The following is a 25,294-nucleotide window of genomic DNA, read 5'->3' as shown; positions in this document are numbered from 1 at the left end:
TTACCCAATATGTATTATTATAGAGGAAGACCGTACCGCGGGGAGAGAGGATTCTTCTTCGCTGCTCCATTTATAGGCGGCTTACTTGGTGGTTTAGTCGGAAGTGCATTATTTTATCCGCGCCCGATTTATCCACCGTTCGTACCGTATGGGCCGTATGGACCTGGACCCTATGGAGCCTATGGACCATATGGACCGTATGGCGGTTCTGGATTCCCGCCATATTATTAAAATGTTTGGAATCCTGTATAATCTAAAAATCAAAGCTCTCATTAAGAGAGCTTTTCTTTATGGCCTAAAGGGACTGCTAAAAAAATGAGTAATACCCCCTGTTTTCTCCAAGTCCATGCCGCTCAATTGGGAATATTCCCTTACTTCCATCTTAACTTTAATAATAAACTACAGCAGTTTTGAAGTTGATTGGCTGATTCAAACTCTAAGACCAATCCATCTGGTGTGTATCTAACTTTTGGGATATGTTTGATTCCAGTTGATTTAATTATTGTACTAACCTTGTCCTGCTGTGATGCTTGTGCCGCACTCATTAATTGAAATGAAAAGGTTCTGGAAGAAGCCATCTTTGTTAATAATAGGCTGACGTCTCTCATAATATTCTCCATATCCTTTGCAGAGCTCATGAAGGTCGCCGGGTCTACAGTTGGATATTGCCGATTGGGCATACCGTAGAAAGGGTAATAGGAAAATTGATTAGATGTAGTACAATAAAAATTTTGTCCATAAGTAAAATAGGGAGTCATTCCAAATGGCCCCCTTTCTTTTTAATCCTATATATGCGAAGAAAGCTTTTCCTGTGTTTCTTTCAGAATGATAATGGATGAAAACTCTGTTATATTTATAATAGTAAAAGGCGTAAAGGGGAGAACATATATGAATCTGAAAAATACATTGATTGAAGCACTGGGGATAGAAATCATCTCACTTGAAAAAGGGAAGGTTGTAGCCACCATGCCTGTTGATGAGCGAACAAGACAGCCGTTTGGCGTGCTGCATGGAGGAGCCTCTGTGGCCCTTGCAGAAACTGTAGCAAGCATTGGTGCATACGAACTGGTCGATCATGAAACGGAATCAGTTGCGGGGCTAGAAATAAACGCCAACCATATAAGAGCAAAACGAGATGGAAAGGTTACTGCCATTGCTGCTGTTCTTCATCAAGGAAGAACGACAATGGTTTGGGATATTAAAATTGTCGATGAAAATGACAAACTTATTTGTGTATCAAGGTGTACAATGGCAGTTATAAAAAAGAAATAGAAAACGATAGGGCTGAATTTTCAAACACAAATAATCTATGAAATTTAAGGGGAGATATTAAAATATGAGTATCGTAAAAGCAACCTTAAATGACCTGGAATCTGTAACGGAACTTTTTGATTTGTATAGGATTTTTTATAAGCAAAACTCAGACATTGAAGGTGCGAGAGAATTCATTAAGGAAAGATTAACTAGTGAGGATTCAGTTATTTTTATAGCTTTTGAAGATGAAAATCCTGTTGGTTTTGTTCAATTATATCCGTCATTTTCATCGGTAAGCATGAAACGGTTATGGGTGCTAAATGATCTGTATGTAAAAGAAAGTGTACGCGGAAAAGGCTTAGGCGAGAATTTAATGAAGAAAGCTATTGCATTTGCAGAAGAAACAGGTGCTAAAGGTGTTCTCCTTGAGACAGCTACAGATAACTTTGGAGCACAAAAGCTATATGAAAAACTAGGCTTTATCAAAGAAACAAATTATTTTTATTATTTTTCGTTATAATACAAAGATACTCTGAAACGATACATAAAACTCAACAAAAATGGGTTATTTTCTTCAAAGTATTAAGGCTGCCGGCAAAACGCCGCCAGCCCTTCATATCCGATCATCTCCATTTTTCATGCATGTATTTTTAGTTGACAGAATATTTTAATGATTATACGATAAGCTAAAGTTTTCCATGAGCTACTACACTAGAGTCAGCCTGCCGCCTCATTATGAGGCGTAGGGCTTTTTTATTATTTTTAGGGAGAGATAGAAATGAGTGAAACTTGTTTTATCTGTAGAAAGCATAAGGGAGAACTGCAATCATCCGGAGTTCAGATTTATGAGGACGAGTATGTATATGTGGGACACATTGATAGTGATGGGAAACCCAATTATTTAGGACATCTTATGATCGATTTAAAGAGACATGTTCCTACTCTGGCAGAAATGAATCCAGATGAAGCTAAAGCTTTTGGGATGATGATGGCGAGAGTGAGTAAAGCTCTTAAAGAAACTGAAGAAGCTGAGCATATTTACGCTGTTGTTTCTGGTAATGCAGTTCCGCATTTGCATATGCATCTTGTCGCCCGTTACCCTGGCACGCCTGAAGAATATTGGGGGCCATTTGCTGTATATGATTCTCCAAATGCTCGAATGGGTGATAATAGCGAGGTAATAGCTGTATGCAATAGAATAAAGTCTTTTTTAGAGATGAATTCTTTTGAATAAGCCAGGTGTATATGAATTTAGTTGGGTTGGAAGCCAAGAGAATTTTATTGATAAAATAAATATTCATAAGCTCCAGCATATTGTCTTAGGGCGTTTTGGAGGAAATAAGGCAGCGGGTCAGATTAAGAACGAAGATGGATGTGTTATTTGGGTGGATGAAAAAAAGGATTGGGAATTTGTTATCCTCCTAGACGCCCATCAAACGGCTGAGAGTGCAGAATTTGTTATTTCCGCTTTTGAAACCCAGAAAGAAGTCATAAAGAACATTTTATCTCTGTCTATTAACGAATCCTTTGATAGAATAAGTGAACTAATATTAACTATATTCAAAAGCAAAAGGTTCAAAGAGGCTTGTCAAAATATTCAGGGAGAGACTGCTTGCTTGTTTGCCGTGAGGAAAGGGAAGTTTCTTTGGTGGCTATCTATTGGTGACTGTGTACTTTATCTCTTTCATCCAGAATTATCTGTTTTAAACGAATATCAGCAAAATCATAGAAGTTTCTATGAATGGGTTGGGCGAGTGAATACATTCGATTTACCTGTTCCCTGCTACTGTGAAGGTAGAAAAGAACTGAGGAAAGGGAAAAATCATTTGTTTCTTACAACTGACGGGCTGATTGAATGTCCAAATACTGATTTTAAAAATCCTAAAGAAATATTAAAATCATTTGAGATATATTCAAATGATGGTGGTGTAAAGCAATTGTTACAGGAAATTCAAGAAAAGAATGTTCGTGACAGTACAACAATCATATCCTGGTTTGTAGAAATTGAATCGGATGCTACCCTGCCTAGTATGTAAAAAAATAAATGAAACCGCCCATCCGCAAATTCTATTGCGAAACTGGGCGGTTTATTTGTAATACGAGATGGCTTATTTGCGAAACAGTTCAATTTGCTTGTGAAATTTGAAATTATTTCTTCTCTTTCGCCTTAGCCACCATTTTCAAATCATCCTGTACACTCTTATCCCATAGCTTGACACCTGAGTTGTATGAGGCTCGGCTTATTAAGTGACCAGCAACGGGAGATGTCATGAAGATGAACAAAATTCCAAGAATCACACTCGAGTTAAAATGACCTTCTTCAACATAAAAGTAGAGAAAGGTCCCAAGAAGAATGGACATAACGCCTAAAGTGGCCGCCTTAGATGCTGCATGGTTTCTTGTGTATACATCAGGAAACCTTAGAACTCCGAAAGCAGCAACAAGGCTTAAAAATGCTCCTATGATAATAAACAAAGCGATGAGAACTCTAATTATTTCGATCACGATCAAAGATAACCCCCTTTTCCAAATATTTGGAGAAGGCAACTGTGCCGATAAAGGAGAGGATTCCAATGAGCAAAATAATCTCCAAAAACGCATTTGTCTTCATAAAAATAGAGGCTAAAGCAACAACAGCAACAAGGTTGACGCCAATAGCATCAAGGGCAACGATTCGGTCTGGAATCGAAGGCCCTTTAATCACTCGATATAATAAGGCGAGGATAGCAACCGCTATGCAAAGAACAGCAATTTTGACGATCGTTTCAATCATTATCGGCTCACCTCCAATATCGCTTTTTCGAATGAATCCTTAATCGAGACAATCGCATCCTCAACATCGTCAATATCAACAGCATGAATATAAAGGAGCTTATTGTCCTCTGATATATCGACAACTAGTGTACCTGGTGTTAACGTAATTAAATTGGCAAGAATGGTGATTTCCCAATCTTTTTCCAAAATGATTGGCAAGGCAAAAATTCCAGGACGAATATTAAGTTTTGGTTTTAATACAAGCTTAACTACAGAGATATTGGAAAGGATTAACTCCCTAATAAAGATAAGAGTAAGCTTGATAACCGCATACACTCTTAAAAGGTAGAAGCGGGACTGGAAAAACCTTCTGAATGAGAAAATAATCACAATCCCGAATAGATAGCCTTTTAAGAAGGTAACCGGCTCGTAGGACACCGTGAAAAACATCCATAGAAACCCTAGAAACACATTTAATAATATTTGAAAGGCCATACTCACTACTCCTTTAAGACTGCTTCAATGTAGATACTTGGATTACTTAGTGTTTCAGCAGCCTGTGAGATATACGGGTATACAAATTCAGATCCCGCACCATAAAGAACCGAAAGTGCCACAAGAATGACCGGTGCAATGAGAAGCTTGCGCACTGGAACCTTCTCTTCACCCTCAAAGCTCTTAGGTGTTCCCCAAAAGCCATTAATAAAGATTTTCATGATTGAAAATAAAACGAGCAGGCTGGACATTAAAACAATGCCTGAACCCCAATAATCCTCAGCCTTAAAACCACCCTGAACGATTAAAATCTTTCCGATAAATCCGCTGAATGGCGGAATGCCGGCAAGGGCTAGGGCTGCAATAAAGAAGGTCCAGCCGAAGCCTGGATAACGTTTGATCAATCCGCTTATTTTCCTTAAATCGCTTGTCCCTGTAATGGCAATAATGATCCCGATAAGCAGGAAAAGTGCTGCTTTAATAATCATGTCATGAATGAGATAGAAAACGGAGCCTGCTAATGATTCTGGATTCATGGCTGAAACTCCGAACAGAATGACTCCTACCGCCACAATAATATTATAAATAATGATTTTCTTAATATCTGAATAGGCAATGGCACCAATCACACCGACAATAACTGTCAATATCGCAAGAATACTAAGAAGCTGATGTGTATAGCCCTGATCATCTAAAAAGAATAATGTGTAGGTTCGCATAATCGAATACACACCGACTTTCGTCAGCAGTGCACCAAAGAGTGCCATAATTGGTGCAGGCGGTGCATTATAGGCGCCTGGCAGCCAGAAAAACATTGGAAAAATGGCTCCCTTTAATCCAAACACAATTAAAAATAGAACAGCAATTACAGTAATGAGGCCAGATTGGCCAATTTCACCCAAACGGGCAGAAATATGAGCCATATTCAAAGTTCCCACAACTGAATATAAATAAGCAACAGAAATAACAAATAATGCTGATGAAATCACATTTACCAATATATATTTCAACGACTCACGCAATTGGATTTTCGATCCGCCATGGACGAGCAGCACATAGGAAGACATGAGCAATACCTCGAAAAAGACGAAAAGGTTAAAAATATCACCTGTTGTAAAGGCACCAATCACACCAACTGCCAAGAAATTCATTGCTGCATAGAAATAATATCTCTCTTGCTCTTTTTCAATAGATTTGAAAGAAAATAGCACGCAAGCAAAAAGGATAATACTAGTTGTTAATACTAGTAAGGCAGAAAGCATGTCCGAAACAAGTGTAATTCCGAATGGCGCTTTCCAGTTTGAAACATCAAGTGTCTGAATTCCATCTGTTCTGACCTTCTGAACAAGTAATGCTGAAACGACAATGGCTATGAGGCCAAAAATACCAGCAATCCAGCGCTGAAGCAGAACGTTCTTGGCAACAAAGATTAATAGGATTCCTGCAAGAAATGGAATAAGTATCGGTAATATCAAAAAGTTAATCATTTCCTTCAGTCCCTCTCAATCTTTCCATATTATCCGTTCCTAGTTCTTTATAAGCTCGGTAGGCAAGCACCAAGAAAAAGGCGGTTACCCCAAAGCTAATAACGATCGCTGTTAAAATCAAAGCCTGTGGAATCGGATCAGTATAGGAGCTTGCTTCTTCCCCAAGCAGTGGGACAGTTCCGCGCTTTAACCCGCCCATCGTAAGAATGAGAAGATGGGCACCATGACTTAATAGCCCAGTCCCTACAATAATTCTCAGCAAGCTTTTCGAAAGCATTAGATAAGTGGCGGACATAAACAAAACACCAATTACAATAGACATTACTATTTCCATTATTCATCCTCCCCTATTGTTTGAATAATGGTCATCGTTACACCGACAACTACTAAGAAAACACCAAGATCAAATAATGTTGCAGTATGAAGTGCTACCTCTCCAAGGATAGGAAGGTGGACATCTCCAAATGCATGGGTAAGAAAAGGCACATCGAAAAATAACGCTCCAGCCCCTGTAGAGCCCGCAAAAAGCAGTCCAGTTGCTGTCATAAACATATAATTAATCGGCAATATTTGCGCCACTGTTTTCATATCAAAAGCAAGCAGGAGCAGAACAATCGCTCCGGAGGTTAATAACCCTCCAACGAAGCCTCCACCAGGTGTGTAATGCCCTTTGAAAAAAATGAAAATTGAGAAAAGAATAATGATAAACAATACTACTTTTGTTGTGGTTTGCAGAATAAGGTCATTTGTTTTCATTCTTCTTTCCTCCTTTCCGCAATTTAATCATCGTTGTAATCCCGAGTGCTGCAATTGCTAAAACCGTAATTTCAAACATCGTATCAAACCCACGGAAATCGACTAAGATTACGTTAACCATATTTTTCCCAGCTGCTTCTGTATACGTGTTTTCTACATAGTATTGAGCGATTGAATCGAACACCTTATTGCTATGAGCGGACAAGGCAATTAGGGTAACAATGGCACCGACTCCAATCGAAACAATTGCATTTGTCAACTTAAACCCAATTCGTTCCTCGTTCTTGCTATTCTTCGGCAAGTGGTAGAAGCATAGAAGGAATAGAGCAACAGATATCGTTTCGATTACGAGCTGAGTCAAAGCTAAATCAGGTGCTCTAAATAAAACAAAGAATAGAGATACCGTATAACCGACTGATCCCAGCAAAATAATTGAGGTTAATCGGGACTTAGCAAATAAGATGCTAATGGCGGCAACTACAATTGCAAGAGCTAGCAATACTTCATAGAAGCCAACTGAAGAAACATTACTTGTATCCAGCTTAAAGGCATCTTTAATCGCAAGAGTACTTGCTAGGATGATAATGAAAAAAGCAAAGATATAGACGAGATACGTACGGATCGATCCGTTCATGAATGTTTTCGTTATGCTGTATGAGCCTTTTTGAGCTACCTCTAAGCTGTTGTCATAAAGACGATTTAGAGTCAGCTTTTTCGGGAAGAAATCATACATTCTTCTCCACCTTGGAAGTGTGATGAAAAGAAGTATTCCAAATGCAATCACACCTATTGTCATAAATAGTTCTGGTGTAAAACCATGCCAGAATGAAATTTCAACATCAGCTTTATTGCCAGGCATAATGGCACTAATAGCTGGTGCTATTAGACTATTCGACAAAATATTTGGGAAGAAGCCAAAGATGATTACTAATGAAGCTAGAACAATAGGAGAAATAAGCATTCCCATTGGGGCTTCATGCGGCTTTTTCTCAAGCTTCTCAGGCTGGTATTTTCCTGTGAAGGTTTTAATGACCAAAACCATGCTGTACAGGAAAGTAAAAACACTTGCAATCCAGGCAATAACCGGGAATAAAATTCCCCATGTTTCTAAATTAAAAATATCTAATTCAATTACACGAATCATACCTGTAAAGAACATCTCTTTACTTAAGAAACCGTTAAATGGAGGCAGTCCTGCCATTGAAAATGTGCCAATGATCGCTAATGTAAACGTAATCGGCATAAAATTCATAAGACCGCCCAGTTTGCGGATATCCCGGGTGCCAGTTTCGTGGTCGACAATACCGGCAACCATAAACAGACTTCCTTTAAAGGTTGCATGGTTGATTAAATGGAACACCGCTGCTGTCGTAGCTGCAGCAAAGTAATCTTTATTACTGCCATCGAAATGTAGAGCAGCTGCTCCAATTCCAAGAAGGGACATGATCATTCCTAGCTGACTGACCGTTGAGAAAGCAAGAATCGCTTTAAGATCGGTCTGTTTCACCGCATTAAAGGAACCCCAGAATAAAGTGACAATCCCAAAGCCCGCGACTAGCCATAGCCAAAGCCCTTGTTCAGCAAAAACTGGACTCATTCTCGCAACTAAATAAATCCCTGCCTTTACCATAGTTGCTGAATGTAGATAAGCACTAACCGGTGTAGGTGCTTCCATTGCGTCTGGCAGCCAGATATGAAAAGGAAATTGTGCTGACTTTGTAAATGCACCTAATAAGAAACAAAGCAAAGCAGGAATAAAGAGGGCATGACCAGAAATAGCAGGTGCCAATTCGGCGATTTCAGAAATACTAAAGGTACCAGTCATAATGTAGAGGAGAATAATTCCTCCAAGCATAGACAAACCGCCAAATACAGTGATAATCATCGATTTTTGGGCGCCATATCTAGATCTTTCTTTATGATACCAGTATCCGATTAATAAGAAGGATGAAAAGCTTGTAAATTCCCAGAACGTATACAGAACAATTAAGTTATCCGATAGAACAACTCCGAGCATCGCTCCCATGAAAAGCAATAAGTATACGTAGAAGGTATTCAGCTTCTCTTTATCCTTCTCTAAATAATAAACGGAATATAAAACGACTAATGAGCCAATCCCTGTAATAAGCAAGGCAAATAATAATCCTAGCCCATCCAGCTTCGCAACAAAGTCAACTCCAAGAGCCGGGATCCAAGGAACCGATTTTACGATAGGCTCCTGAATGGATAGAAACGAAAGGAAATAGCTGAACAAAAGGATTGGTAACGGAAGAACAAACCAACCCGTATGGACTTGCCTAAAGAACTTGTACAGAATAGGCACAAGGATGGCAAGCAGAAATGGTGATAGTATAGCCAAATGAAGCAGTGACAAAACAAAACCCCCTTATACTGTAAAAAGGTGACGTAATCCATACCATTTATCATAATGGCTAGAGGATTTCGTCACCCCATTTTAACTTTCATATTATGTTTAAAGCTTTTCCTAGCCAATAACAAGAATGACAAAAAAATAAGCTACCATTGTAATTAAACCAACAGGAACGCCAAATTGGGCCCATTCTTTACTCGTTATATTCAATTTTCCGGCAGAGATAATATTGGGGATGTTCCCAGGAATTAACATACCACCGCTAATCATAAGTCCAAGCAGAATCGCCTTAATCGTTGGTTCGTCCATGGATGGACTAATTTCTGCAGCTGCAAGTGTGGCATTATCCAGAATCGCTGAAATCATATTGATCCAATATAGGATAAGCGGGTTAAGGCCTAGTAAATATTTTTCAATAAAAGGTTCAAACCCGGCACCTAGGAGGGTCAATCCCATGACAAAAAGATAAATTTTAAGAGCACGGATGAAAATTTCTTTATAGCTCTCTTTTTCGAGGGAGCCATTTAATCCTTTTACCCCTTTTTGAGGCTTAATGATGACTGCTGTTAGCATGCCAAAGATAAGGATTGCTACAATGACATCGACACCAATAAGTTTAAATAAATAAAAAAATTCCTCATTTAATTTGCTGATGGCAATGGTTGAAAGCGGTTCACCGATTGGGGTCAAAGCAGCACCAAGGCCAATGGAGAAGCAGGCTAGTACAACGAGTCTTACCTCAGATTTTCTGTCCAGACGAATGACACTTACAATTACGACTAGAACAATCGCTGCAATGATTGCGGTAATCACACTTGAAATTAATCCTAGTATGACCGTAACTAATGCTAAAAACAAGCGAAGCGGCATCATATTGCTTAATCCGAGAATTCCTTTTTCAATAGGGCTTTGGCACCATCTAAATACTAAACCAGCTATCAGAACTGCGAAAGTAATATGAATAGGATCTTCGAGTGCTTTGATAAATAAAGCACCATCTAAAACTTGGCTAATAGCAGCTGCCGCTAAACCCATAATAAACAAAAAGGCTTCCAGATTATGTTCTACTTTTTTCACCGTGAACGGCAAAAATAATACTAATATTAAGATAATTGTTAATCCTAGTATCATAAGGTTTGTCAATCCTATTCTATTATAGTATATCCGATTAAATAGACTAAGGGACCACTTTTGAGAATACCTAAAACCAGCCGATGGACATTTTTCTTTTATATTATATCATGAATATCGACATTTTTTGCGTGGATTTTCAATATTCTATTTTTTATTAAAAAATTATTAAATAGGTAGAAACAGGTCTAAAAGAGGAAAAAAATTTAATAAAATGCTTAGCTTTTTATTAAGCAGGGGGAAATTACCTAGGGAAAATTAGCAGTATTTGGGAGTTTAAACTTGGAATTGATCTGCTGAAAATCATTCTTTCATTACTCGGAAACAAAATAAAATCAAGAGATTTCAGTGTGTTTTTTATTCATTATTTTGTTGCGTGAATAATTCTCCTAAAGAATACACATCCTAGATTTTAAGGTGGTGTGCAATTTTGACTAGAAAAATTTTCACTTCATGTTTAATCTTCATCATCCTCTTTATAAGTGCATGGTTAATAAATGGTAACGGAGAGCGGCACATCAATGATCCACTTTTATATCCAGAAGGAAATTTTAATACACTTCCAATTAGCAATCTCAATAATGGAGTGAATGAGGATAAGACCAAACCTTTTGGTCCAGGAAAGTATTTTAATAATAAGCCTTTTGGTCCAAGGGAGTATATCAGGATTAAGCCAGTAGATAAAGTAGGAGGATGAGATAGACTCATCCTCCTAGCTATTCCTCCATATACATTGAGGTGAATCTTCCTTTCTTAATGATATGATTCAATGAATCTTGTACTAAATGGATGCCTGTTAATTTAAGAATGTACGGAAATCTATTTAATTATGAATATTGTAAAATTCCTGCTATTGTCTAAATGCATGGGTTCCGTAATAATGAAGGATGAAGAATCGTTCCTTGTGCAGTCTGTTTAGAAGGAACTAAGCGAAGGTGAATACATGAGAAATACATACTTTATGAGCTATTTTCCGCTCCTTTCCATCATTTTGTTTAGTCTTTCTCTTTCGATAAGGGTTGAAAAGGTTTTAATTGAATTTCTTAAGAAATCTGGAATCTACACAGGAATGTTGGAGTTTTTTTCAGATGGCGGGATTAAGCTTTCGCTGATTATTCTTCTTTTGCTTTTATTTTTTATGGTATTTTCTGCTTTGAAGCTGATTGCGGATACAATAAACGAGCTATCTCTTTTATTCTTTTCTAAAGACTCAGAAGGGGATAGCTTGAAGCAAATTCGGAGCGGGGCAGTAATATTCTTTGTGGGAAGCTTCTTATCATTAATAAGTATGAACAGCTTTATTGGGATTGGCGTTATTTTTGCAGCTACAACGGCTCTTTACTTCTTGTATTTTGTCTACAAGGTCAGCTCATCTTTATCTTATCTGGATCTTGTCGGACTTATCTTTTTCCAGGTGCTTTTCTGGTCTAGTTTTATTTCTGGTGTTATCTACCTTATTGTTAAGGTGTATAACAGCCTTATCGCAAGCTTACCAATATAAAAGAGAAGGGCCCCATTCATGAGAAAGGAGGCCTCTTCAGTGTTCTGACATTATTTCCTTCCAAATATGCTGCTGAGGGGCAGCTGATTCCAGATAAGCAATATTTTCGGGCATATCCTTTCCAACCCATACGCCAGCAGTGTATTGATCAGTTAATCCGATAAACCAATAATCTTTATAATCATTTGTTGTTCCTGTTTTTCCACCTGAATATCCGGTAGATAAATAGGCTTTTCGTGCCGTCCCGTTTTGAACCGTTTTTCTCAGTAGCTGTCTCACCTTGTCAGTCGTATCCTTGTTCCACACCTGAATCTTTGGATCACTCCAGCTATAGAGAAGCTCGCCATTCGTATTCGTTACCTTTTTAATGGCTCTTGCAGACTGATACTGACCGTCATTGGCAAACACTGTATAAGCTGACGTAAGCTCAAGTGGAGTCATCCCGTATGAAAATCCCCCAATTGCTGCAGCTAGAGTATAATCGGATTTAGACACCATGCGGAAATGAAAGTTTGCTAGGTCTTTAAATCCATTTGAAATTCCGATAGTATCTAAGATTCTAACAGCAGGAGTATTATAAGAGTGTATAAATGCCTGTTCTAACGTGACGGTGCCATATTGGCCGCCTCCATAATTTTGCGGGCAATAACCATTTTTACAAAAGGAATTTGCATTAATTTTTTTCCCTAATGATGCATGCGTTCTTTCGAAATAAGGTGCATAGACAAGGAGTGGCTTGATCGCAGAGCCTGGCTGCCGGTAGGCTTGAAATCCTCTATTAAAATCATGTTTCTTGTATTCCTTTCCCCCTACAAGTGCAACAAGCTGATGGGTTTCATGATCTATGACTGCTGCAGCCCCCTGGATTTCAGGGTAGGGCAAGTTTCGAGTGACCGCATTTTTTGCGCGATTTTGGATAGCTGTATCCAGGGCTGTCTCAATAATAATGCCTGATGCTACAACTTCCTCCAGCCGTTTATCGAGCTTTATATCCAGTTCATTTTTCTCTTTCTCCGTTTTAGCTGATAATAATTTACTCGTAAATCCTTCCTGCAGCCCGATCAATTCCTTTAGCTCGGCCTCTGCATATGTAACGTAGTCAGGAAATAAATCAGTTCGTTCCTTCATACTTAATAGTATAGGTTCACTTTTGATTTTCTCCCCTTCCTGTGCTGTGATCACTTGGTGATTGCTGAGTTGATCGATTAATCTTTCCTGTCTCTCTTTCGTCTGCTCAAAGTTATTTACCGGATTATAAAGAGAAGGATTATTTGGGATTGCAGCCAAAAATGCAAGCTCTGCTTTCGAAAGCTCCTTCGTCTTTTTTTGAAAATAAAGCTCGGAGGCAGCTTCAATGCCATAGGCTCCATTTTGAAAATAGATGGCATTTATATATAGCTTTAGAATTTCTTCCTTTGTATATTTCCGTTCAATCTCATAAGAGTAAAGAAGCTCGCTAAGTTTGCGGTTATAGGATTTTTCATTGTTAAGAAAAAGGTTTCTTGCCAGTTGCTGCGTAATGGTGCTTGCCCCTTGTTCAATCTCATTTGACTTCATATTAATCGCCAAGGCACGTCCAATGGATGTTAAATCAAAGCCAACATGATCGTAAAAATGCTGATCCTCAGAAACGATAAATAATTGAATTAGGAAGGGAGGAATCTCCGTAAATTCCAGGTTTATTCGGTTATACGGTCGATGAATTTCCGAAATAATGGTGCCGTTCTGTGCTTTCATATAGGAGGCTTGCGACAAGGATATCTCCTTAATATTGATTTTTTCTTCTAATACGTGGTGAAAGCTTTTTACCTTGGTTATTTCAGAACCAGATGCAAAAATAAGCAAAAGGAAGCAAGGAACCAAGGCAGCTATGATCAAATATCCGGTTAATGTACGCAATGCCCATCTCCCTCCTAAAGCACTTACCGATTTTCAACTCTATTCTACAGCAGAATCACACAAATAAAAATTCTTTAAAAATGAAATTACCCAGAAAAATTAAAAAATTCCATGGTATAATAGTGGAAATGACGTGCGTTTATTTCAATTAGGAAGGTAAAAAGTTATCTCGAGTTAGAGAACTGTCTAGCTCCAGCGCCTAGCCCCTCGAGGTCATAAGCCAATCCGTCAAGAAGGTTAAAGAACAACCTTCCAGCCGGCTTGTCTTATGCTTGTCGGGGCTGATCAAGGCGCTTCCGCATTTCTTAAGAAAGAAGGTGTAAACATGGGGGAAGAGTGTCGTTATTTATTTATTGACTTTGAATTTACCATGCCTGAAAAGAATGGCAGATACAAAGGCTTCTATCCAGAAATTATTGAAGCCGGAATTGTTTCAGTAACCAATGACCAAATTCTTGATCAATTTTCTTCCTTCGTTTCTCCAGTTCGCTTTCCAAAGTTATCAGAACGGTGTAAATCATTCCTTCATATTTCACAAGAGCAGGTAGATCAAGGGATTTCCTTTATAGAACTGGTCAAAAAGATGAAGGAAATGAGTGGAAACCAGCCATGTCCTATCATTACATGGGGGAATATGGATATGAGGGTTCTTCGAAATAATTGTCAACAGGTTGGCATTCCTTTTCCTTTTAAAGGGAAGGAAGTGGATTTATCAATGGAATACAAACGTTTTTTTGGTGATCAGAATCAAACAGGATTATGGAAGGCCGTCCAGGAATATGGCAAGGAAGGCACCGGAAAACATCATCGTGCTCTCGATGATGCCATGACTACTTATAATATTTTCAGATTAGTAGAAAAAGATAAGAAATACCTTGGAAAGCCTGAACCGACTACGATCGGGGACCGGGTAGATTTTTCCAAGCTATTAAATAAATTTGCATAAAAAAGCCAAATCGCATATGAAACGATTTGGCTTTTGTTTTTTATTTAAAATAATCCTTCTCTAGCGCTTCAATATTGCTTAAGCTGCGCTCTGCCCAAGGGGAGGCATCTTCTAGAAGGTCCTGTTTCATTTTATCTAATGCTTCTCTTAAAGAAGCTGTAAATTCAGGGACTTCGCCGTCAAAAGGTTTAACCATTTGTTTAGGAACATTTGTTTGTTCCCGATACGCTAAAGCACGGCGTTCATGAAACATTTGAACATTTGCATCTTTAGGATTATGTAAATCACCCTGCATCGGGTGTTTAGCCACTGCTAGAACTCGAACAAGAAAGTGCTGCGGCCGAATGTCTGTAATTTCTCCAATATATTTTCCAGTTTTATAAATTGCTGTTACTTTATCACCAACGGTTAAATCTCCCATACAAAATTCTCCTTTCCTAATAGATCTTAGTATATTCATTATGGCTCACCTCATTGGAAAAACAAAGTAAAAAGATATAGATAAATGTCCGTCCTTCAGGTTATGACGGACAATTCAGGTGTATTCTTGAGCCAAAATGTCCGTCATCGAGGCTATAACGGACATTTCAGTTGTATTCTTGAGTCAAAATGTCCGTCATCGAAGCTATTATGGACATTTCGGGTGAATGCTTGAGTCAATTATGTAATTGGGGGGGGATTTTTCCTGAAAGTGAGAAGCTTGTTAAAAATAAGGAGATTCCTTCCTATGGCAAAAATGTTGGAACATGCCGTTAATGTTGTTATAATTAATTATTGAACCACTGCATTTTTGCAGAAAGGATAGTTGATATGTTGCAATGGTATGTTATGTCCACGTTTCTATATTTCCCTCAAGATAAATCAGAATATTTTCCTGCTGCCATCAGCTTTACGATTTTCTTTATCTTATGCGTTTTAACCTTTCGATTCATTTTACGGATTTCAAAACGTGAAGCGGTCAAGGCGAAGGAACTTGAGGATCGAATTATGAACCAAGTGAATAGCACTGACGAGAAAATTTAATAAAAGTAGGGAATAACCAAATCGACTATGATTTGGTTATTTTTTTCGATTAAATTTGAAATGGATTGACCTGCCGTTTATTTGTTTATCAAAGGGCGTATATGGTGATACTAGTGGAAGAATTTGTTTGATAGGAGTTTATTTAACATGAAAAAAGCTTGGTTATTACTCCCATTTTTTATTTTAACAGGGTGTGGAGAAGAAAATATCAGAAATTTGGATGTTGAAATGTTTAATGCTGTTGGAGACTCTTTGGGAACGATCAACTTGGAGGAGCAGGCAAAAGGGGTCAAACTAACTTTGAATTTGGAGGGCTTGCCTCCAGGTGAGCATGCTATGCATATTCATGAAAACTCGAAATGTGAACCCCCGGATTTCAAGTCCGCGGGAAATCATTTTAATCCTGAAGAAAAGGAGCACGGTCTGCTTCACCCTAAAGGGGCCCATGCTGGTGACCTTCCCAACCTTATTGTAGGGGAGGATGGAAAGGTAAAGGATGAGATTATGGCTCCACAAGTTTCACTTAAGGAAGGGAAACAATCATTATTAACGAAAGACGGAACCTCTATTGTGATTCATGATGGCAAGGATGACGGAATGACACAGCCGGCAGGTGATTCCGGTGATCGGATTGCGTGTGGGTCTATTTCTAAGGATAAGAAAAAATAGAATAAATAAGACCTTTCCGGATAATGGGAAAGGTCTTTTTCAAAAGCTAAGAATGGATAATTCGCACATTTAAATATAAAGAAATTGTCCGTCTTTAGTCTTTTTAAAAGTGGCATCAAATTTATGTAGCGGCTCTTCAATTGAACTAATTGGGGTATTGGCAATTAAGGTGCGTTAATGTTTGCAGTTTTAAAAAAGCTGTTTATTAATATAGGATCGGAGGCATTTACTCATCCTCCCTGACATAAATAAATCTATAAAAATATTACATTGCTTTTTAACAGCCTTATATAATATAAAGTAAAGAAGTTCCCTTTGACGTTTTACATTATGTTATATTCTCTGTATAAAACATGATAAACTCCGGGGAGGGGAAAATATGTCTTATTCGCTTACCGTTCAAGATTTATTTGATAGAAACCATTTCCAAAATGTCAAAGTGGTAGCTGGTCATGGCGGGATGTTGAATACTATTAAGTGGGTTCATATACTAGAAACGAAAGAGATAGGGACATTAATTAAGGGAAATGAATTAATATTAACAACGGGAATACAACTAATATCGGAAGAGAATCTATTTAAATTTGTAAAACAGCTCATCACAAAAGAAGCAGCTGCCTTATGTATTGAACTTGTTGAACATATTCAATCTGTTCCAAAGAATGTAATTGAGTTGGCTAATCGACATAATTTACCGATTATTGTGTTTAATGAAATAGTTCCATTTATTGAAATAACACAAGAAATACATAGTATGTTAATAAATCAACAGTATGAAATGATCAAACGGCTTGAAAATTATTCACAAGAAATAAACAAATTAACATTGAAAATTACACATTATGAACATATCTTAATGAAGCTTTACAAATATTTAAACATTAACGTCGCATTTATTATTAATGGGCAGCAGCCATTATTTATTCCAAATGAAAAACATGAAGTATATAAGAACTTAAGGGACAAATATGAACAGAAAGGGGAAGGAAGTCAATTTGCCAAATGTGAAGTAAATATATTAGAGGAAAGCTATGGAGAAGTTTGTATTTTCACGAATAATCGAACAATAAATGAGTTTGAATTATTAATACTGGATCGAACTGTTACTGCGTTATCGCAATATTTGCTGCGCAGTCTATATATAGAAGAGAAACAAAACATTCACTCCCGTCTATTACTGGAGTCTTGGTTAGATGGAACAGTTGAAGATTCTGTGATTACTAACTTCTTACAGGAACAGGGTTTTCATAATTTATTAAATTGCTCTTACTTTGTATTAATCGATCAAATAATGAATACAAAAAAAGAATATGATTTAAATTATTATAAATTATACTCCCGCAACATTTTTGAAAATAAAGGGTTCGTTTTATTTTTATTAGAAGAAAATCAAAGGCTGATTTATGTTATTGCAGATATATATGGACATGATACAAAACAGCGTATTATAGACTGCATTGAGAAAATCAGAAACTTTAGAAAGAATAATAATTATATAAATCTATCGGTCACTACTGCCGTTGGGCAGATTATGAATGATTATAAATTAGTCCATCAAAGCTGTGAAACTGCACGTGATACTTTATTAATCCGCAAAAACGCTCTTCAGCTATCTTATTTTTATGAAGATCTTTACATACATCAATTAGTTCTTCAAATTCAAAAAAACAAAGCAATTATGGATTTAGCTAAAAATTATTTAAAGCCCCTCTATGATTACGATGCAAAAAATAATGGACAACTAATTGTAACATTACAAGTTTATCTGCAATGTAATTGTCTGAAAAACGAGACTGCAAAGAAGCTATTTATTGTCCGCCAAACTTTATATCATCGCTTATCCAAAATTGAAAGTTTAATAGGAAGTGATTATATGCTTCCACCTAAGCGCCTTGCTGTTGAATTAATGCTGCTTGCAACTCAATCTAACTTCCAGACTACAGACTTGGAAAGTCTCAAGTAGCAGGATTTTAAATCAAAGGTTTTGAATCTTCAGTGATTATTGCTTGCGGTTTGATTCTTTATTAGATGTTCATTCCTTTTATTTCGCTAAATTCGTTTCTTTTAAAGGAGCTCTGATCCGGAGCTTTCATCAAAAAGTGTCAATATGTGAAATGGTATTTAGTAAACATTTTACATTGTGTCTGATGATAATCATGCTATTAAACGTCACAATTAAGGCAGAATTAACAAATATCTAAAGGAGTGACTCAAATGGGGAATGTTCATATTACTGAAAGTTTAGTCACAAAAGATGAGAAATATCTTTGGAATGCAATGAAGCCATATAACCCACAAGCTACGACCATTATTGAAAAAGCGAAAGGAGCTTGGCTAACGGACATTGAAGGGAATCGTTATTTAGATGCCATGTCAGGATTATGGTGTGTAAACGTTGGTTATGGAAGAGAAGAAATTGCAAAAGCCGCATATGACCAACTTCTAGAGAACAATTATACTCCCTTAAGTGTTAGTCATCCTTCGGCGATCTTACTTGCCGAAAAAATCAGTGAATTATTAGGCGGAGATTATGTCGTGTTTTTCTCAAACAGCGGCTCAGAGGCTAATGAAACAGCATTTAAAATTGCTCGCCAATATTTCCAGCAAAAAGGGCAAGGAACTCGCTATAAAATTGTTTCGCGTTATCGCGCATATCACGGTAACTCTATGGGCGCACTCGCGGCAACAGGACAAGCAGAACGGAAATACAAATACGAACCATTATCGCCTGGATTTATTCATGTTAAAGCGCCGGATCAGTACCGTTACAATGAGGATGGATATAAGAATGCCGCCGATTTGCCATCTGTTAAGGCAGTTGACGAAGTCATGACATGGGAACACTCCGAAACAATAGCTGCAATGATTTTGGAACCGATTATTACAGGCGGAGGAGTCATTATGCCTCCTGATGATTATTTAAAAGGTGTAAAAGAAGTTTGTGAGAAGCACGGCGCCTTATTAATAGTTGATGAAGTAATCTGCGGCTTCGGACGTACAGGAAAAGCCTTCGGACACCAGCATTATGGAGTACAGCCTGACATTATTACGATGGCAAAGGGGCTTACGAGCGCTTATATGCCACTTTCTGCAACAGCTGTAAAGAGAGAAATTTATGAAGAGTTCACTAAAAGTGGAAACTATGACTTTTTCCGCCATGTTAATACATTTGGGGGTTCTCCTGCGGCATGTGCAGTTGCATTGAAAAACCTGGAAATTATGGACCGTGAAAATTTATTTGAACAATCTTCAATCATGGGTGAGATTTTAGTTACTGAATTAAAAGATAAAATATCACACTGCCCTTATGTTGGAGATATTCGAGGAAAAGGATTGCTTATAGGAATCGAGCTAGTAGAGGATCGGAGCACGAAGAATCCTTTAGCTGTAGAGAAAGTCAATCAAGTAATCGCAAAATGTAAAGAACAAGGGCTGATTATTGGGAAAAACGGTGTAACAGTTGCGGGTTATAACAATATATTAGCACTTTCCCCACCATTAAACATTACCTTGGAAGAAAAGGATTTCATTCTTGAAAGATTAGTGCAAGCCATTGAAACTTTATAAGTGCTCATCCCAAAAAGTAGAAACGCGCGGATGAAGTCATGTTCTTTATATAAAACTTGCTGCTTAATTATTGAAAGGAGAATACGAAGATGACAAACATTACAGAAGTGAAAGAACTTACACATTTTATTGAGGGAAAAATGATTGCTGGTAAAAGCGGCCGTTTTTCAGAAGTGTTCAATCCTGCAACAGGAGAGGTCATTGCCAAAGTGCCATTAGCTTCCAAAGAGGAAGTGAAAGATGCAATTGAAAAAGCAGAGGCCGCTTTTCCTGCATGGCGTGATATCTCAGTAGCTAAACGCGCAGAAGTTGTAATGAAATTCCGGCACTTGCTAACGGAAAATAAAGATAAATTAGTTGAATTAATCTGTACGGAAAGCGGAAAAACAGAAGAAGACGCAATTGGTGAAATCACCCGCGGGATCGAATCTGTCGATTTAGCTATAAATGCTCCTCATTTAATGAAAGGCGAATATTCTGTAAATGTAGGCGGTCAAATCAATGCTTATTCCGCTAAATATCCGCTAGGTGTAGTTACAGCAATCTCTCCATTCAACTTTCCAATCATGGTGCCGCTAGCCCAGACATGCATGGCGGTAGCAGTTGGAAATGCTGTTATTTTAAAAGCTTCCGAGCGAGTGCCTATGACAGCCTTATTTATGAGTGAATTATGGAAAGAAGCGGGGCTTCCGGATGGTATTTGGACAGTCATCAATGGAGATAAAGAGGCGGTTAATGAACTCCTTGAAAATCCAGCAGTACAGGCAGTTTCATTTGTTGGCTCCACACCTGTAGCACATTATATTTACGAAACAAGCGCTAAATATGGAAAACGTGTCGTTGCATTAGGCGGAGGCAAAAATAATATGGTAGTCATGCCAGATGCAGATTTAGAACAAGTAGCGAATGCTTTCATCAGTGCAGGGTATGGGGCAGCATCCCAACGTTGTATGGCCATTTCTACATTAATGCCAGTAGGACAAGAAACGGCAGATCGGTTAGTAGAAATTTTAAAAGAAAAGATTGATAGCTTAAAAGTGGGGGCTTATACAGAGAATGTAGATTACGGCCCAGTAATATCTCCGCAAGCAAAAGAAAATATTTTGAAAGCCATTGACCGCAGTGAAGAAGAAGGAGCAAAAATCATTTGTGACGGACGCGATAAAGCCGTTACAAGAAATAGCAAAGGCTTCTTCCTGGCACCAACTTTGCTTGATCATGTAAAACCGGGCATGGAAATTTACGATGAAGAAGTCTTCGGGCCCGTTCGAAATATTGTACGTGTAGACACCTTAGAGGAAGCGATTAAATTAATCAATCAGCATGAATTAGGAAATGGCGTAACGATTTTTACAAACAATGGACTGGCAGCCAGAAAATTCACAACTGAAATTGATGTAGGAATGGTCGGTGTAAACGTTCCGATTCCAATTCCGGTTGGTTATCATAACTTTGCTGGTTTTAAGGGCTCAAGATTTGGTGATGGCCAAATGTTTGGTCCAGATCAAGCAAAATTTTATACAAAATCAAAGATGATTTCTGAACGCTGGCTTTCAACAAGTGAAGATAAAAGTCTATCATTTGCATTCCCAAGTAATAATTAAATAATATTTTTATTAAACAGAATCAATAACAGGGAAAGATCATGCTTGTTGTCTATGTCTGATTGGCGAGTTCGCTTCTTTGTAAGGGAGCGAACTCGCCAATAATTGTTTACTTATTAAACTAAGACAAAAAGTGTTATATCAAGGCTTATTGCTGATTTCACCTCAAAAAGGTTATCCACAAAGTATTATTTGGGGAACAGAAATTGAGCACTATCCACAGCGTTATCCACTTATTAATCAAATGCCTTTTTCAATCTCTCCAAACCATCTAACAGCATTTCACGCGGACAGGCGATATTCATGCGAACAAAGCCTTCGCCGCCAGGACCGTATTTTTTCCCTGGTTCTAACGCCAGCTTTCCTTTATATAATAACCGTTCTCTAATTTCTTCATCGCCTAAATCTAGCTCACGGCAATTTAACCATAATAAATAGGTGCCTTCAGGTTCCATGACTTTGATTGAAGGCAAGTGTTTTTCGATAAAGCTTTTTGCTGTTGCAATATTTTCATGTAAGTATTCAAGAAGCTCATTCAACCAGCTATCCCCGTGCTGATAAGCAGCTTCCATTCCGATCGCTCCAAAGGTTGGCAATGAATAGAAGCCTTGACGCTGTAAAACTTTTTGGAAATCATTCCGAAGCTCTTTGTTGGATATGATAACAGCGGAAGCCTGCAGTCCTGCTAGGTTAAATGTTTTTGTTGGCGCAATGCAAGTAATCGTAATCTCATTGAATTTGTTATTCAATGAAGCTATTGGAATATGCTTATTTGTTTTAAAAACAAGGTCAGAATGAATTTCATCGGAAAGAATAAGACAATTATATTGATAGCATAGCTCACCGATTTTTTGTAATTCTTCTTTTGTCCATACTCTGCCTCCAGGATTATGCGGATTACATAAAAGGAATAATTTAACTCCCTCTTTTAATCGATTTTCAAAATCAGTAAAATCGATCTCAAATCGATTATCTACTAATTTTAATGGAGAATTTACTACTTCCCGATTATTTTTCTTAACCATTTCGAAAAAAGGAGCATAAACAGGTGATTGGAGCATCACCTTATCTCCAGGGGCAGTATAGGCCTCAATTGCGGCAGCAATTGAAGGAACGACTCCCAAATTATATTGAATCCAGTCACTCTCAACTTTCCAGCTGTGTCTATTCTGAAGCCATTGCTTAATGCTATCAGCAGTAGAGGATGAAGGATATGTATAGCCGAAAACGCCATGTTGAACTCGATCCAGAAGAGCATTTTTCACTTCTGAAGGGGGCTCGAAGTCCATATCAGCTACCCACATTGGCAATACATCGTTCGTTCCAAACACTTCCTTTGTTAATCCCCATTTAACAGAGGAGGTGTTTTCCCGATTAATAATTTGATCAAAGTCAAATTTCTTCATTGTATCCCCGCCTTTTCAATCATATAGTCTTTCCTCTATAATAAGGGATGGAAACAAAAAGTAAAAACAATTAGGTGATTATATGCAAATTCAACAGGTAAACATACAGCTAGTCAATACAATAAATGAGTGGGATCCTTTTGGAATGGGTGACGGCAATTATGAGACGGAAATTGCTGATATTGTACAGGCGGTTCATGATATAGAGGATCAGAATAAGCTTGCCATGATGATTCAATCTATATTTGAATTTTCTTTTGAAAAACTTCTTCCACTGGAGGAGTGTGTGGAAGTGGCAGCCAAACTCCTTTCTATAAAAGATGACGGAGTGTGTACAATTTAGGGGAGGGTGAATCTATTGCAGATTCACCCTTTCTTAGTAAATTCCTTAATATAAAAAAAAACCTCCTCCGGTCTTTCCTCTGGTAGGAGGTGGCCGGTTTCTTTTAAAACAATGAGCTTCGAATTATTTAAATCCTTATGCAGCTGTTTGCCTGTTTGTAGTGGAACGATTTTATCTTGTTCTCCCCATAGTAGTAAGCAGGGCACCTGGATTTTGTTTATGATGTCCGCACTTAAATCTCCTTCACGGTCACGGATCAGTTTTGCTAGGGCTAAGAATATATCATCTTTTAAAAAAGGGGCCAAGTATCCGTCAGCCATTTCTTCATCGATTATTGATTGGTTGTATACAACAATTCGTAAATTATTTTCTAATCCTGAACGCTCCAGCCACCTCTTGACAAATAAATGAGAAAATGGAAGGTAAGATGCTAGAACAAGATGGGGCTTTGATTTTTTTAAATAGCCTGAGCTGCAAAGGAGAACCACTTTTTCAATAAGGTCTGGACGTAAATGAGCGATGTATAAGGAGATTTGTCCACCCATTGAATGGCCAAGTAATATAATCTTATTCAAGTGCATCTTTTCAACGAGCTGAATAACGGTCATCGCCAGATTTTTATATGAATATTTGTAACGGCGAGATTTTCCGCTTTGCCCAAAAGGGGGCAGGTCAATAGAAATGACATTATATTCATTTATTAAATATGGGATTAGCCGCCGGAAGCTAAAGCTTGAGGATAGAAAACCGTGTAACAGGACAATGGTTTCCTTTGAGGAAGGGTGTTGCCGAAAGCTTTCAAAGTAAATATTATTTCCATTAATATGTAAGACTTGTTTTTCAATAATTTTCTCCATGTAAATCCCCTCAATCGTTAGTATACCTTATTTTCACCGAAGGAATTGAAATCAAACAAACAAAAAAAGGACAACCCAAAGGATTGTCACTTCAAAAAGGGGGAATACTAGAAAGTCTTTAAGACTATCATGCCCAATAAACCATGCTTTCAAACATCAAACGATAAAAAAACTTACCCCAAAAAACTTGCTTTTTATATTAAATAATAATATCAATAACGAGCAAAATAGAGAATATCACCTGCGAAATAATTAATTTTGAAAAAAAGCTTAAACTGTGGTATAATTTTTAATTGCGAATAAAAACGATAAAATTAATAGAAATTAGGAGTGTTTCCATGTCTGAAAAAATCGAAGTAGGCAGTGTTATTAAAGGTAAGGTGACAGGAGTTCAGCCATATGGTGCGTTCGTTGCACTGAATGAGAATACTCAAGGGCTTGTTCATATTTCTGAGGTTACCCATGGTTTTGTAAAGGATATTAACGAACATCTTAAAGTTGGAGATGAAGTAGAAGTTAAAGTTTTATCTGTAGATGAAGCATCTGGAAAAATCGGACTATCTATCCGTGCTACACAAGAAGCGCCAGTTGAAGCAGAAGTAAAGGCGAAAAAGCCTCGTAAACCTCGCCCAGCAGCTCCAATCCATGTGGAGAACGATTCTGCACAAGGATTTAATACACTTAAGGATAAGCTTCAAGAGTGGATTGACCAATCTCAACGTGATGATCTAATTAAGAAATAAGAATGGAAACCGAGCTTAGCTCGGTTTTTTACTTTTATTGGTTATAGGGATTTGGATATTTGCATAATTTCTGTCAAATAATAACCTTTGTTTACTATTAATAAGGGGGAATTTCACATGGCGGAACAAACACTTTATGAAAAGGTCGGCGGCGAAGAGGCAATTGGAAAGGTTGTCGATTACTTTTATTCAGAATTAGTATTAAAGGATCCAACTGTTAGTCATTTTTTTGAGAATACCGATATGGAAAAGCAGCGGAGCCATCAAACGAAGTTTATTAGCTTTGCCTTGGGTGGACCAAATCAATATTCGGGAAATTCGATGGCAAAGGCTCATAAAGGGATGAATCTGCAGCCTGGGCATTTTGATGCCATTGCCACTCATCTAGGAGAGGCTCTCGCTCATTTTGGGGTTCCTGATGAAGATATCGCCAAGGCTTTAAATAAAGTAAATACACTTAAAGACGATATTCTCCATCAATAAGGAAC

The 25,294-nt window shown here is 37.8% G+C and carries 29 protein-coding genes; 16 read left to right on the top strand and 13 right to left on the bottom strand.

The genetic code is table 11. The annotated features are described in order from the left end of the window. Positions 1–9: 9 nt before the first annotated feature. Entirely contained in the window at positions 10–231 is a 222-nt protein-coding gene (locus RRV45_RS18165) for a hypothetical protein (RefSeq protein ID WP_315666065.1), read from the top strand. Between the two features lie 140 nt (positions 232–371). Here RRV45_RS18165 and RRV45_RS18160 read toward each other — a convergent pair whose 3' ends face one another. After that, the gene (locus tag RRV45_RS18160; RefSeq protein WP_315666064.1) at positions 372–758 is read right to left on the bottom strand and encodes a hypothetical protein; all 387 of its coding nucleotides are present in this window, start codon (positions 756–758) and stop codon (positions 372–374) included. Between the two features lie 130 nt (positions 759–888). On the opposite strand from RRV45_RS18160, the gene RRV45_RS18155 reads away from it, so the two are divergent. The 4 genes from RRV45_RS18155 to RRV45_RS18140 all read left to right on the top strand — a co-directional run bounded on the left by RRV45_RS18155 (position 889) and on the right by RRV45_RS18140 (position 3,290). Further along, complete coding sequence (locus RRV45_RS18155) at positions 889–1,272, top strand: hotdog fold thioesterase (protein ID WP_315666063.1); 384 nt, start codon at positions 889–891, stop codon at positions 1,270–1,272. A 64-nt stretch (positions 1,273–1,336) separates the two neighbouring features. Further along, positions 1,337–1,774, top strand: coding sequence for a GNAT family N-acetyltransferase (locus RRV45_RS18150; protein WP_315666062.1), 438 nt, complete (start codon positions 1,337–1,339; stop codon positions 1,772–1,774). A 258-nt stretch (positions 1,775–2,032) separates the two neighbouring features. Beyond that, complete coding sequence (locus RRV45_RS18145; protein ID WP_315666061.1) at positions 2,033–2,488, top strand: HIT family protein; 456 nt, start codon at positions 2,033–2,035, stop codon at positions 2,486–2,488. Continuing rightward, positions 2,481–3,290, top strand: a complete 810-nt coding sequence (locus tag RRV45_RS18140) for a protein phosphatase 2C domain-containing protein (RefSeq protein WP_315666060.1) — start codon at positions 2,481–2,483, stop codon at positions 3,288–3,290. The genes RRV45_RS18145 and RRV45_RS18140 overlap by 8 nt, the downstream gene beginning before the upstream one ends. A gap of 112 nt (positions 3,291–3,402) precedes the next feature. On the opposite strand, the gene mnhG is transcribed toward RRV45_RS18140, so the two are convergent. From mnhG to RRV45_RS18100, 8 genes are all read right to left on the bottom strand, one after another. Beyond that, entirely contained in the window at positions 3,403–3,759 is a 357-nt protein-coding gene (mnhG, locus tag RRV45_RS18135) for a monovalent cation/H(+) antiporter subunit G (protein WP_315669080.1), read from the bottom strand. Continuing rightward, on the bottom strand, positions 3,743–4,027 hold the full coding sequence (locus RRV45_RS18130; RefSeq protein ID WP_315666059.1) for a Na(+)/H(+) antiporter subunit F1: 285 nt from the start codon (positions 4,025–4,027) through the stop codon (positions 3,743–3,745). Before RRV45_RS18130 ends, mnhG begins: the two co-directional genes overlap by 17 nt. Beyond that, positions 4,027–4,503: a Na+/H+ antiporter subunit E gene (locus RRV45_RS18125; RefSeq protein ID WP_315666058.1), complete on the bottom strand. Its 477-nt coding sequence runs from the start codon at positions 4,501–4,503 to the stop codon at positions 4,027–4,029. Before RRV45_RS18125 ends, RRV45_RS18130 begins: the two co-directional genes overlap by 1 nt. A gap of 5 nt (positions 4,504–4,508) precedes the next feature. After that, positions 4,509–5,990, bottom strand: a complete 1,482-nt coding sequence (locus tag RRV45_RS18120; protein ID WP_315666057.1) for a Na+/H+ antiporter subunit D — start codon at positions 5,988–5,990, stop codon at positions 4,509–4,511. Continuing rightward, positions 5,983–6,324: a Na(+)/H(+) antiporter subunit C gene (locus tag RRV45_RS18115; RefSeq protein WP_315666056.1), complete on the bottom strand. Its 342-nt coding sequence runs from the start codon at positions 6,322–6,324 to the stop codon at positions 5,983–5,985. The genes RRV45_RS18120 and RRV45_RS18115 overlap by 8 nt, the downstream gene beginning before the upstream one ends. After that, entirely contained in the window at positions 6,324–6,746 is a 423-nt protein-coding gene (locus tag RRV45_RS18110) for a Na(+)/H(+) antiporter subunit B (protein ID WP_315666055.1), read from the bottom strand. Before RRV45_RS18110 ends, RRV45_RS18115 begins: the two co-directional genes overlap by 1 nt. Further along, positions 6,733–9,120 (bottom strand): Na+/H+ antiporter subunit A, encoded by a 2,388-nt coding sequence (locus tag RRV45_RS18105; protein ID WP_315666054.1) that lies wholly within the window; start codon positions 9,118–9,120, stop codon positions 6,733–6,735. The genes RRV45_RS18110 and RRV45_RS18105 overlap by 14 nt, the downstream gene beginning before the upstream one ends. 111 nt (positions 9,121–9,231) lie before the next feature. After that, positions 9,232–10,248: a DUF1646 family protein gene (locus RRV45_RS18100; RefSeq protein ID WP_315666053.1), complete on the bottom strand. Its 1,017-nt coding sequence runs from the start codon at positions 10,246–10,248 to the stop codon at positions 9,232–9,234. 430 nt (positions 10,249–10,678) lie between these two features. Here RRV45_RS18100 and RRV45_RS18095 point away from each other — a divergent pair, with 430 nt between their 5' ends. Together RRV45_RS18095 and RRV45_RS18090 are read left to right on the top strand one after the other, a co-directional pair. Beyond that, positions 10,679–10,945 (top strand): hypothetical protein, encoded by a 267-nt coding sequence (locus RRV45_RS18095; RefSeq protein WP_315666052.1) that lies wholly within the window; start codon positions 10,679–10,681, stop codon positions 10,943–10,945. 246 nt (positions 10,946–11,191) lie between these two features. Continuing rightward, entirely contained in the window at positions 11,192–11,749 is a 558-nt protein-coding gene (locus tag RRV45_RS18090; protein WP_315666051.1) for a DUF5366 family protein, read from the top strand. Between the two features lie 36 nt (positions 11,750–11,785). Here the strand turns inward: RRV45_RS18090 and RRV45_RS18085 are convergent, their stop codons facing one another. Beyond that, positions 11,786–13,648, bottom strand: a complete 1,863-nt coding sequence (locus RRV45_RS18085) for a transglycosylase domain-containing protein (protein ID WP_315666050.1) — start codon at positions 13,646–13,648, stop codon at positions 11,786–11,788. A gap of 325 nt (positions 13,649–13,973) precedes the next feature. On the opposite strand from RRV45_RS18085, the gene kapD reads away from it, so the two are divergent. After that, on the top strand, positions 13,974–14,594 hold the full coding sequence (kapD, locus tag RRV45_RS18080) for a 3'-5' exonuclease KapD (protein ID WP_315666049.1): 621 nt from the start codon (positions 13,974–13,976) through the stop codon (positions 14,592–14,594). A gap of 40 nt (positions 14,595–14,634) precedes the next feature. On the opposite strand, the gene RRV45_RS18075 is transcribed toward kapD, so the two are convergent. Beyond that, on the bottom strand, positions 14,635–15,015 hold the full coding sequence (locus RRV45_RS18075) for a kinase-associated lipoprotein B (protein ID WP_315666048.1): 381 nt from the start codon (positions 15,013–15,015) through the stop codon (positions 14,635–14,637). Between the two features lie 389 nt (positions 15,016–15,404). Between RRV45_RS18075 and RRV45_RS18070 the strand changes: the two genes are divergently transcribed. The 5 genes from RRV45_RS18070 to RRV45_RS18050 all read left to right on the top strand — a co-directional run bounded on the left by RRV45_RS18070 (position 15,405) and on the right by RRV45_RS18050 (position 21,457). Beyond that, entirely contained in the window at positions 15,405–15,617 is a 213-nt protein-coding gene (locus RRV45_RS18070; protein ID WP_315666047.1) for a hypothetical protein, read from the top strand. A gap of 147 nt (positions 15,618–15,764) precedes the next feature. Then, the gene (locus tag RRV45_RS18065; protein ID WP_315666046.1) at positions 15,765–16,286 is read left to right on the top strand and encodes a superoxide dismutase family protein; all 522 of its coding nucleotides are present in this window, start codon (positions 15,765–15,767) and stop codon (positions 16,284–16,286) included. A gap of 379 nt (positions 16,287–16,665) precedes the next feature. Next, positions 16,666–18,249 carry a PucR family transcriptional regulator gene (locus RRV45_RS18060; RefSeq protein WP_315666045.1) on the top strand — a complete coding sequence of 528 codons (1,584 nt, stop codon included), beginning with the start codon at positions 16,666–16,668 and terminating at the stop codon, positions 18,247–18,249. Positions 18,250–18,500: 251 nt separating this feature from the next. Beyond that, complete coding sequence (locus RRV45_RS18055) at positions 18,501–19,853, top strand: aspartate aminotransferase family protein (protein ID WP_315666044.1); 1,353 nt, start codon at positions 18,501–18,503, stop codon at positions 19,851–19,853. An 89-nt stretch (positions 19,854–19,942) separates the two neighbouring features. Beyond that, positions 19,943–21,457, top strand: a complete 1,515-nt coding sequence (locus tag RRV45_RS18050; protein WP_315666043.1) for a CoA-acylating methylmalonate-semialdehyde dehydrogenase — start codon at positions 19,943–19,945, stop codon at positions 21,455–21,457. A gap of 236 nt (positions 21,458–21,693) precedes the next feature. On the opposite strand, the gene RRV45_RS18045 is transcribed toward RRV45_RS18050, so the two are convergent. Further along, complete coding sequence (locus RRV45_RS18045) at positions 21,694–22,863, bottom strand: MalY/PatB family protein (protein ID WP_315666042.1); 1,170 nt, start codon at positions 22,861–22,863, stop codon at positions 21,694–21,696. Positions 22,864–22,945: 82 nt separating this feature from the next. On the opposite strand from RRV45_RS18045, the gene RRV45_RS18040 reads away from it, so the two are divergent. After that, positions 22,946–23,206: a DUF1871 family protein gene (locus tag RRV45_RS18040; protein WP_315666041.1), complete on the top strand. Its 261-nt coding sequence runs from the start codon at positions 22,946–22,948 to the stop codon at positions 23,204–23,206. Positions 23,207–23,229: 23 nt separating this feature from the next. Here the strand turns inward: RRV45_RS18040 and RRV45_RS18035 are convergent, their stop codons facing one another. Then, positions 23,230–24,063 carry an alpha/beta fold hydrolase gene (locus tag RRV45_RS18035; protein WP_315666040.1) on the bottom strand — a complete coding sequence of 278 codons (834 nt, stop codon included), beginning with the start codon at positions 24,061–24,063 and terminating at the stop codon, positions 23,230–23,232. Positions 24,064–24,401: 338 nt separating this feature from the next. On the opposite strand from RRV45_RS18035, the gene yugI reads away from it, so the two are divergent. Both yugI and RRV45_RS18025 read left to right on the top strand, forming a co-directional pair. Continuing rightward, positions 24,402–24,806: a S1 domain-containing post-transcriptional regulator GSP13 gene (gene yugI / locus RRV45_RS18030; RefSeq protein ID WP_315666039.1), complete on the top strand. Its 405-nt coding sequence runs from the start codon at positions 24,402–24,404 to the stop codon at positions 24,804–24,806. Between the two features lie 117 nt (positions 24,807–24,923). After that, positions 24,924–25,289 carry a group I truncated hemoglobin gene (locus RRV45_RS18025; RefSeq protein ID WP_315666038.1) on the top strand — a complete coding sequence of 122 codons (366 nt, stop codon included), beginning with the start codon at positions 24,924–24,926 and terminating at the stop codon, positions 25,287–25,289. Positions 25,290–25,294 lie beyond the last annotated feature (5 nt).

The organism is Bacillus sp. DTU_2020_1000418_1_SI_GHA_SEK_038 (assembly GCF_032341175.1).
Taxonomy (GTDB): Bacteria; Bacillota; Bacilli; order Bacillales; family Cytobacillaceae; genus Cytobacillus.
Note: the sequence above shows the minus strand (reverse complement) of the source record. Positions and strands in the feature narration are given on the sequence as shown.